12 protein-coding genes, 1 tRNA gene and 4 pseudogenes are annotated in these 9,187 nt (G+C 38.7%); 2 read left to right on the top strand and 15 right to left on the bottom strand.

Features of this window, described 5'->3' with window-relative positions; all coding sequences use genetic code 11:
• From AYJ55_RS27135 to AYJ55_RS19735, 14 genes and pseudogenes are all read right to left on the bottom strand, one after another.
• Nucleotides 1-702: pseudogene (locus AYJ55_RS27135) on the bottom strand (helix-turn-helix domain-containing protein); the annotation flags it as partial.
• Nucleotides 703-792: 90 nt separating this feature from the next.
• Nucleotides 793-1,314, bottom strand: a pseudogene (locus AYJ55_RS19780) (site-specific integrase); the annotation flags it as partial.
• Entirely contained in the window at nt 1,315-1,518 is a 204-nt protein-coding gene (locus tag AYJ55_RS19775; protein WP_063657415.1) for a DUF4224 domain-containing protein, read from the bottom strand.
• 235 nt (nt 1,519-1,753) lie between these two features.
• Nucleotides 1,754-1,921 carry a hypothetical protein gene (locus AYJ55_RS31140; RefSeq protein ID WP_187153273.1) on the bottom strand — a complete coding sequence of 56 codons (168 nt, stop codon included), beginning with the start codon at nt 1,919-1,921 and terminating at the stop codon, nt 1,754-1,756.
• Between the two features lie 240 nt (nt 1,922-2,161).
• Complete coding sequence (locus AYJ55_RS29890) at nt 2,162-2,458, bottom strand: phage antirepressor KilAC domain-containing protein (RefSeq protein WP_162505760.1); 297 nt, start codon at nt 2,456-2,458, stop codon at nt 2,162-2,164.
• Between the two features lie 112 nt (nt 2,459-2,570).
• A pseudogene (locus AYJ55_RS36420) lies at nt 2,571-2,814 on the bottom strand (antA/AntB antirepressor family protein); the annotation flags it as partial.
• Complete coding sequence (locus AYJ55_RS31135; protein ID WP_187153340.1) at nt 2,814-2,954, bottom strand: hypothetical protein; 141 nt, start codon at nt 2,952-2,954, stop codon at nt 2,814-2,816. The pseudogene AYJ55_RS36420 and the gene AYJ55_RS31135, both read right to left, overlap by 1 nt.
• Before the next feature lie 544 nt (nt 2,955-3,498).
• The gene (locus tag AYJ55_RS19760) at nt 3,499-4,272 is read right to left on the bottom strand and encodes a lambda-exonuclease family protein (RefSeq protein ID WP_074168174.1); all 774 of its coding nucleotides are present in this window, start codon (nt 4,270-4,272) and stop codon (nt 3,499-3,501) included.
• 163 nt (nt 4,273-4,435) lie between these two features.
• A pseudogene (locus tag AYJ55_RS33775) lies at nt 4,436-4,894 on the bottom strand (Sak single strand annealing protein); the annotation flags it as partial.
• Entirely contained in the window at nt 4,891-5,139 is a 249-nt protein-coding gene (locus AYJ55_RS19750) for a hypothetical protein (protein WP_063653611.1), read from the bottom strand. The pseudogene AYJ55_RS33775 and the gene AYJ55_RS19750, both read right to left, overlap by 4 nt.
• Nucleotides 5,140-5,286: 147 nt before the next feature.
• The gene (locus AYJ55_RS31130; protein ID WP_187153132.1) at nt 5,287-5,424 is read right to left on the bottom strand and encodes a hypothetical protein; all 138 of its coding nucleotides are present in this window, start codon (nt 5,422-5,424) and stop codon (nt 5,287-5,289) included.
• Nucleotides 5,425-5,433: 9 nt separating this feature from the next.
• The gene (locus AYJ55_RS32230) at nt 5,434-6,249 is read right to left on the bottom strand and encodes an antA/AntB antirepressor family protein (RefSeq protein WP_074168127.1); all 816 of its coding nucleotides are present in this window, start codon (nt 6,247-6,249) and stop codon (nt 5,434-5,436) included.
• 99 nt (nt 6,250-6,348) lie between these two features.
• Nucleotides 6,349-6,900, bottom strand: a complete 552-nt coding sequence (locus AYJ55_RS19740; protein WP_063657382.1) for a Rha family transcriptional regulator — start codon at nt 6,898-6,900, stop codon at nt 6,349-6,351.
• 444 nt (nt 6,901-7,344) lie between these two features.
• Nucleotides 7,345-7,932: a KilA-N domain-containing protein gene (locus AYJ55_RS19735; protein ID WP_425393813.1), complete on the bottom strand. Its 588-nt coding sequence runs from the start codon at nt 7,930-7,932 to the stop codon at nt 7,345-7,347.
• Between the two features lie 99 nt (nt 7,933-8,031).
• Between AYJ55_RS19735 and AYJ55_RS19730 the strand changes: the two genes are divergently transcribed.
• Nucleotides 8,032-8,385 (top strand): CCDC90 family protein, encoded by a 354-nt coding sequence (locus tag AYJ55_RS19730; RefSeq protein WP_063657381.1) that lies wholly within the window; start codon nt 8,032-8,034, stop codon nt 8,383-8,385.
• 8 nt (nt 8,386-8,393) lie between these two features.
• Nucleotides 8,394-8,466 (top strand) — tRNA-Phe (locus AYJ55_RS19725).
• On the opposite strand, the gene AYJ55_RS27130 is transcribed toward AYJ55_RS19725, so the two are convergent.
• On the bottom strand, nt 8,445-8,702 hold the full coding sequence (locus tag AYJ55_RS27130; protein WP_063656976.1) for a hypothetical protein: 258 nt from the start codon (nt 8,700-8,702) through the stop codon (nt 8,445-8,447). The genes AYJ55_RS19725 and AYJ55_RS27130 overlap by 22 nt on opposite strands.
• Nucleotides 8,703-9,187 lie beyond the last annotated feature (485 nt).

The following is a 9,187-nucleotide window of genomic DNA, read 5'->3' as shown; positions in this document are numbered from 1 at the left end:
TCTGTCCGTCAGTATACGTAACACCGGTAACCCATGCTGGGAATAAAAAGGGAGAACCTTGTCATTTAATAAATCTGCGCCGTTATCGCGCTTTTTGTTGTGTAAAGCTTACAATGAACGACTTTACTGTAAGTATCAATGTAAGTTTGTTGATAAACACGACCAACGCCTTTTAAATGACCGACATAAAAAGTATCTTGTGAACCCAGATAACCTGGATGCGCTGTTTCAATCTCACCACAGGCTTCATCATCTTGCGCTTTCTTTTCTAGAGCACTGATTTGTGATTCTGACAGGATAATTCCTTCTGTTGCGATTTTATCTTCAAGCGCTTTTAGGCGTTTTGTAAAATTTTCGAGATTATGGCGCAGCCAAATAGAGCGAACGCCACTCCCGAAACAAAAATGCCTTTTTTTCTTAGTTCATTACTACTGCGGTGTTGACCGTGTGCAGGGTATTCAATCGCATACTCGACTACAGCGCTTTCAATCTGTTCATCTACTCTATTTTTTACGTTAGGCACCCGTCGATTTTGATTAATTAAAGCGTCTATCCCACCATCGTTAACAAGTTCCTGGTAGCGATAAAACGTATCTCGGGATACCCCCATAATCTTACAGGCTTTTGAGACGTTATTAAGCTCTTCAGCGAGGTTAAGTAACCCGACTTTATGTTGATGATAGGATTATTTGTTTGATACATAGAATTACCTTTTATTTAATTATCTAATGATGTTAATTAAAACCGGTAACGCTCTTTTTTAAATCAGAATTGTCGGATTAAGTTAAAGACTAATACATTATATTCTTTGTCGCTAATGTAGCGATCTCTAGCTTTTTCTTTGAATTGCCTTACTCCCTTACATGGGTTTATTTTGACTAATCCTCGCTCATAGCCCCACCCAAAAACACGTGACAATAATGTCTTTTCTCTGTTAGCCTGAGTTTTACTCTTTAGACCTCTTTTGTCCATATACTTACGAATGTGTTCTGGCTTTATATTGTCAGGTAACATTTTTCCAAACACAGGCATTAACTTATTGGCATATTTCCTATAATCTTTTTGCGTTTCACCTGATAAATTAAGAAAGTCAGGGGAATTGAAAAATGCATTAAATAAAGCTGCAAGTGTTTCTTCATTTTTGTATGATAGCAATAATTTTCGTATGCAACCCACACCTCGGGCTTGAGTAAAAGAAAAATCACATAATCGAATTGTCCTTCCATCTGGAGTCAAAAACTCAAATGCTGATTTTCCTCTTCTCACTCTTGAAGGCATCCAATTATCAGCCGGATTTTTTCTTTTTCTAGCCATTTAGATTGCTCCGAAATCTGGTTTTTCAGCAAAGTTAATACCCGTTGCTTTTGAAAGTCGTTTATTGAAATGTTCCCATGTCGTTTTGGGTCGACCATCAGGCCGCTTAATGAAAAAGATTCCCGCTTCTTCTAAAACTTTGCATTGTTTGGATGGTTTTTGGTAACCTGTTAGTTCTTTCATCTGTTCATCTGTAATGAACATAGAATTATTATTCACGTTTATGTCCTCATTTAAAAACTCACACTATTTTCAGGCGCTTCATTGCCCACAAAAATCAATAGCGAAGCCATGAATGGTTATCTTCGTCTTTTGTTAGGTTAGGGATATAATTTGTGGGGTAGAGTATTAGGATTTATTTGCTGCGTTGTTTGATGCTTTTTTTGGTATTGCCAAGGTGGGTCTGCGAGTATCAGGTCATACTTCACTTCATCTCCTGTTAAATATACCAGCTTTTACTTTTATGTAAGTCGTCTATTTTTTCTAAGACAGTGATTTTATTACCGCCATTTCCGGTTAATATTCCGCTTTCTCCATCGGTATCGAATTGATATATCAATCCTTTGTTTGTTAATTTTTTTTCCTTCAATCTAATTATTTTCATCACCTCACAATGATAAATAACCTGCATCCTGCTTTGACATGATGTAACGTTGTTCGGTATTCATGGATGTTATTCATAGGATTACTCCGGTTATTGATTACATAAATGTAAATGTTGATCAAAACATTAATTTTTATAAGGTTATTTATGGTAGTATTGTTAACGTTGTGTGTTTGTTAACAGTAACATTTTACCTGGTGTTGGCCAGCCTTGCGCTGGTCTTTTTTTGCTTGGTATTATTCACTATATAAGAACGGATAATTTTCCAAGTCCTTTTGGCGTAATTCTTACCTGTTCAGTTAACTTTTCCGAACCGTCATTTCTAGCAACGACAGTCACTTTATGCTCGATTAAATCCTGCTTGATTTTATCCTGATAGCCAACCCAACTTTTTCCACCAACACGCCGATAAATCCAATCATGTCCTTGTAACCATGAAAAAAGTGCTTTGGGTTTCATTTGGAGTGATTTTGCCGCATCAGTAATACAAAAGCCTTCTGAATAGCTGATTCGTTTTAGTGCTTCAACTTGCGGTTTCATCTCATCGACTTTGTGTTCAAGCGCAATAACTTTTTCGTGTAATTAAGCAACAATCCTCTCATCGCTGATGGGTCATTTAATATCTTAACCGGACTAACGGCTTCTAATGCTTTTCTTTCACATTCAATAAAGTAAAGTCTTGCCTGTTTCCCTTTTTCGTTGCGCTCAACCATGGATAACTCTTTCGCCATGTTGATAGAGATTGCACATTCTATAGACGGTCTACCTTTTGCGGTTTTTTCCGCAAAAGTCACGAAGTCCTCATTTTCAATGAATCCATATTTTTCAATGCGACCTTTTATCCAATCTTTAAAATGGTTTTTTACCCCTAAAAACGCATGTAAATCACGTGCATTTACTGTTGGATTAATTCACCATTGATATTTTTTGTTTCAATATTGATTAAATTTTGCATATCGTATTCCTCAAAGTTAATTGATGAATGAGTATTATTAAGTGGAATAGCTAGGTGGGGTAATGACTTCTTGTTTTGCAACTATTTCTTCAAGGTATCAAGGAATACCCCAAATAGACAAAGAAGTGCTGGTACTATCATGATGCCGATAACCAGTAGTCTTGCCGCCTAAATGGATATTGCCTAATTCGCCACGTTTAAACCTGATTTGTGGGTCAATGACGGCATCGCGTGTGCAAGATGTCCAACTATCAGTTCGAAGGCAAACGCCGCGCTGATAAATAATAATGTCGTGATTAATCATTTGATGATGTTAAGTTTCATTGCTTAACCTCCGATATAATTAGTGTACATGGCTAAAATTAAAATCCACATGGTGGGTCTCCTGTGACTAAAAGGGGATAGAATCATCAAAATCGGGCTCGATAATTGTGTTACTGTCTGGCTGGTTAGTGGTTGGCACATTCGGTCTACTTGACTTTCCTGCGGTTTTCTTTCTTTCTGGTTGCCCAATATTTCAATTTCATTGACAAAATTCGGGTGAACCTTTCTTTCCCGGATTTATCCGTCCATTTTTTTTGATAGTGGTAACACGAACAAAATGCCTTTTTGTGCATGATTTTATTTATTGCTTTTTCTTAAATTGCAATAACCATGTGTTCTCATATCCGCTGTTTTTCTTTTTTTGATTTGCTGATAGCGATAGAAAATGGGTATGGGATTTTTCTGGGGTGTATCGGGTTTCTAATGCCGATGCGTCCGGTAAAGTTACACTGGTTGTGGTTTGCCATGTTGCCTCCACTTTTTGATTAATTTTGTTGATTTCTGATTTCAGCTTTTCGATAAATGCTTGAACAGCCTGTTCAATCTCGTTAATTAAATTGTCATCCTTGATAATTCGGATTTTGTAGTAAGCAAGGTTAGGGGGAAGCCTGTCATCATAGCTGACAAAATCGCACCAGTTTCTCCCTGTGCACATCATTTGTCCGTGCATTTGTAACAGGTATTCGTATTTCGGTTTTCCTGTGACAATGGTTTCAATGTGGGTAGTGGTGTTGGGGCATTTGATTTCGATAAGTCCATCATCATTAACCAAACCATCAGGACTTGCCCCAAATAGCGCAATAGACGGGTGGGGGATAAAGCCCACTTCGGTGACCGTGACATCAAACTCATTGAGGCAATATCGCGCTCTAGCTTGTGGTTCAAGGGCAATGCCCCGTTCAATGGCCTGATTGGTTTTAATTTCTTCTCGTCGTCCGGTAAGGGTTTCACAAACTAATTGCATGAGGTAGTTTCGTTGCGTTGTTCCCCTGCCTTTGGATAACACCTTGTGTAAATTGCTGGCGGTGACTTTCCCAAGTCTTGCCTGAAACCATTCGTCCGTTTTCTGCTTCATGATTAGCCTCGTTTTTCATTGCAATATTGCGATAAATAGCCATTTTATTTTCTTCGCCAATGATATCCGTCTCTTCTGGTGTTAATTTCAGCCAATGGGATTTCATTGATTCAATACCGCCTTTTGCTGATGTTTCTAATTCCTGGATTAATTGTTCGTAACGGGCTTTTTGTTGTGCGGCTTCTTTCTGTATTACAATTTTTTCCTGTTCAGGCAAGTCTTCTCCGGCATAGATATAAAATCCTAATCCAAACATTGAAATAGCCTTGGTGAGACAGCGCATGAGCGTTTTATTGATATCAACGGCATTAGGGTTAGAAATAGCCTGATTCCGGTAATCCATAACGGGTAACCACATTTTTCGGGGAAACTCATTATTTCCTTGTTTAACCGTGAGTGTTAACGACACCATCGCACTGCCATCATTGTTATAGCTAATGGCATCAATGACATAGTAGGATTCTGGATAATGTGCCATTAATACGCCCCATGCCCAAGCCCATGAGAGATAAGAAAGGCCGTTTTTCTTTTCAACTTTATCGTTAACATTAATCACCGACAGCGTTTCCCAAACCTGTTGTTGAAAACTTCTCTCTTTTTCGGTATGTTGTGTTTCGCTCATAGATATTTCCTCTTAGGTGCTCGAAGTGCTTTGTACTGATGGATGTTCTCATTTTTGAAATGGTTAAACAGCGCCTTCCAGATATCGTCAAAATCCTCAATACTGAGTTTTCGCATCACTGAGGAAGGTAGGCAGTCATAAACAGGCTGGACAAGTTCGCTGATTTCGTCGTCCAGCCTGTCTTCCCAATAAGCAATTTCTTGCTGTTGTTCGTACCAGTAATCTTGCATGGCGTAAGGGTTCATTTGACCTCCTCGAACTGAAATAGCATCCTGTTTTTTCTGGTTTTAATCTCCGCGACTAATAACTCGATTTCATTTTGTGAAAAGGACGAATCCAGTAGCAGAGTGATAATTTTTTCTTTAAGATGGCGTTTTTTCGCCTTTTCAGATTTAAGGGGCATGATGATTTTTTCCATAAGCTTTTAGTTGCAGTGATAAAGCGATTAGCCATATATCTTGTCGTTGGGTATCAATCGCTAACTTTGCTGCCTGTCTTGCCAGCGCTAGCAGGATGTTGTCTTTGTTCATCGTTACCCCTTATGCCACCTGACTATATTTGTCGTGAGTGAATTCGCCGTTCCAGTCTTTCTTCATCGGTAGCTTACTTTTGAGGTATTGGTTATATAGCCATGAAGCCCCCTTTTTTAGCAGAACGATTTTATAACACTGGTGTTTCCCGTAATCGTTTGTCATGATGAAGGGTGATTCGGTTAGATAGGTATCTCTCGCATAAGAATGAACACGCCAGACATGAGCCTTGCTGATATCCTTTTCTGCATCGTAGAGAAAATGACGCGATTCCAGAAAAAGGTTGACCTGGTTAATATTTACGCCATTAAGCTGCTTGCAGAATTGAACAGGTGTCATACCAATCTGAAACAGGTTTTTTAGGCTATCGATTTCGGTTTCAAGCTGTTGAACCTGTACCCCTAACAGTTGAACTTTTTTATGCTGCTCAGCCCATGCAATTGCAGATTCAGCAGGGTCAATGAAATTAGGTAAGCCTAAAGTTGTTGGGTTATTGGGTAATTGTGATTGTAAAATTCGTCTTTCGCATTCAATGAAGTACTGTCTGGCCTGTTTCCCTTTTTCGTTGCGTTCAACCATGGATAGTTCTTTCGCCATATCGAGGGAGATGTGGTATTCCTTTGCTGGACGACCGCCATTTGGGGTTTTTGATAAATTTATCAAAAAGTCCTGATGTTCAATAAAACCGTATTGTTGGATGCGGTCTTTTATCCAATTAGCAAACTCCTGCTTGCTTTCCAAAAATGAATGTAAATCACGGGTATTAACAGTCTGGATTAATTCACCATTGATGTTTTTTGTTTCGATGTTGATTAAATTTGACATAAGGATATCCCTCAAAGTTAATTGATGAATGAATATTGGTATTTATTAATGTGGTGCACGCTTCCGTTTGAAACGGAGACGTGCTCGAGGAAAATTAAGCTATTCTGATAGTTTTTTGATTAATTCATCTTTATGAATAATCATATAACCCGCGCGACGGCCAATTTCAAACAATGACTCTAGTGATGCAACATATTCATTGTCATGAATGACTCTTGCGCTATCTACTTTACCATTTGGAAGTAAGGTGAGAAGAACTTTATTTGTTGCTCCGGTTACAGCGATAGAATTGTGTAATTCAGCTTCCATGCGATTAAAGGTATTGATGTAGTTTATTTTCCATTTTAAAGCTTTTTTACCCGTGAAGCCCATCGCGATCAAAACGAATGCATCTCGGGTAAGTTCGTAGTAGGGAGTTTTTCGTAGTGCTCCATTTGCAACTTCGATCTCTAAGAACATCTCGTTAAAATTAACGACATGATACTCATCATCACATTCAGAAATTGTTGATCGAATTTTCTTGAGTACGTTGTCGTGAGTTTTTTGGAAGTATTCAGCAATAGCAATTGATGTTGTTACTGTTTTACCATTATTAATGTATACGTTTGGAGATGCCGTTGAAGCATCAATGGATAGTTTTGGAGTGGTCATTTTTATGTCCTCGTTGATTTATTAAAACCCACTGTTCAGATGGGCGGTCGGGTACTTGAACACCGCAACGAGACGGCCAACAGTTTTCCCCTTTTCAGGGTTTTGTATATTCTGTTCACTACCCGACCATAATCTATGGACGTAAAAAAACCGCTAAACTGTCGGGTGCGGATATCCGCTCGTTGAAGGTGTGTTCAGCACCTGATATAGAATATAGCGCATGATTTCTTTTTTCGTCAATGGTTTATTATGCTGCAATTCCGTTCATCATGAGACCTAACAATCTATGAAATTGGTTATCATAAAAATGAGGCTGAGTCTGACGAGGATGATTTGGGTCTGTTAGGTTTTTGCCAAACTGTAATCCTTTTTCTGTCAGTGACCAGAATAATTTTTCTTTATCAGGATGTTTGCTACTTGGACGTGATTTACGCTCAACAATACCTAATAATTACAGACGTTTAAAGCCAGATGGTGGGCTGTAAGGCTTGCCATGCAGTATAAAAGCTCCGTAAAAGAGTGCGTCACTTCGCTTGAACCCGTTAAACTCCCTTCTGGTGCATCAACAGCATAAGCGGGAAGGATATCCGGCATACCAAGTGAATTTTGTAGCTTTTTCATTGCACCAAGCATACCAGAAGGTGCGATACGCAATTCTTGTTTGCAGAATGCCAGCATTGCTAATCCAGCCTGAACTTTATCGGTTAGTGGTTGGATAGGTGTAGAAATAACTTCATCAAACGTCCGGATAACTTTGAGATGGAAAGCTGCACTAATCCACATGGCATAAGCATAAACCAGTTCTTTAGCAACGTAGGTTCCCTGCTCTGTACCTCCTTTAATAACCGATGGGGGAATTCCACCATCGCTTACGAATTGAGCAACTAATTCTTGAGTCTTATCATTGGCGAGCCAATACTTAGGTCTATCCTTTTCTAATTCTCCTGCGGCTTTATGTAAATCATTCAGACAATAACGCCCGAAAGCGTTTTGATGAACAACGGTATTTTCAATAACAACTAATTTAGACATAACGGTTTCTCCGTGAGTAAACGAATTAAGGTATTAACGTGAAAGATTTTGCAGATTGCAGACTAAACCCGTTATACTTACCAAAAAGGAGGATTTCCTATGGGTCAGGTTGCATTTGATACACTACAGGCATCAGAAGAGCTTCAAACGGCTGGACTTACTAGTCAGCAAGCTAAAGCTATTTCACTTGTTGTACGTAGATCGCATGAAGTTGCGGATGTAGCAACTAAAGCTGATATTGCTGACGTTAAACGTGACATAGCTGATGTCCGTAAGGACTTATCTGCTGAAATAACCAATGTTCGTAAAGACATGGAAATAGTCCGTAAAGACCTACAACTTGAAATGTCTGGTATTCGTGCTGAACAAAAGTTAATTCGCTGGATGTTAGGTGCGGGTATTTTAGGTATTCTCTCTCTGGTGGTTAAAGCTTTCTTGATGCCCGCACTATAATTAACATTGGGCTGTTAGCTGAATGGTAGAGCAGTAGATAAAATTTACTTATTGCAGGTTCAAGTCCTGCACAGCCCGCCAATTTCACGATATATCTTCATCAGTCTTAAATTCTCTTTTTTAAGACGCTTATTTTCTTTTGTTAAGCACTGTATAATTTCTTTGAAAGTTTTTGTTTCCATGTCGTCGTCATTCCATATATCAATGCTGCTTAAGTATTTTGCATCGCTCAAATGACGACTACCATTAGTAATCCCAACCAGATTACCCATATTGGGATGCTTTGCCGTTACAATGCGTGGATTGTCCAATCTCATTATGTGTACTCCTTGTTAACATTTGCTGAAAAGTTAGGATGTGTGCCAAGTGCCTCTTGGTGTCCGATTACAGTCATCACGGTCGGGTAAACGCAATCAAACTATATTTAGCTATTTGAAAGATAATTTATAGAATGTTGACTGTCCCGCGAGCGCAGAGCCGCATTCACACATCCTGAAACTAATTTGATTGCCAGATATTTCTGGCGCGTCAGGCTCGCTCCCTCTGTGTAATCCAACAACACACAAAACAGGAATAATGATCACCTTAATAAGACATTGATTATATTATGAATTGTTTATTTATGATTAATAAAAAGAAAGGATTTGATTTTGTGAATTGATTAATTATGCTCCTATCAGATGGAATTCAATGTCTTCAGGTTCGCAGAAGTCGATATTATCATAAATTCCATATTTTTGCTATATCAAGAATTGCATCATTCATCTTGCTGGATGTCATTTGTGAATCGATAATTCTTTCA

The sequence above is a fragment of the Candidatus Arsenophonus triatominarum genome (genome assembly GCF_001640365.1).
Classification (GTDB): Bacteria; Pseudomonadota; Gammaproteobacteria; order Enterobacterales; family Enterobacteriaceae; genus Arsenophonus; species Arsenophonus triatominarum.
The sequence above is the reverse complement of the archived record's forward strand: the minus strand, read 5'-3'. Positions and strand labels throughout refer to the sequence as shown.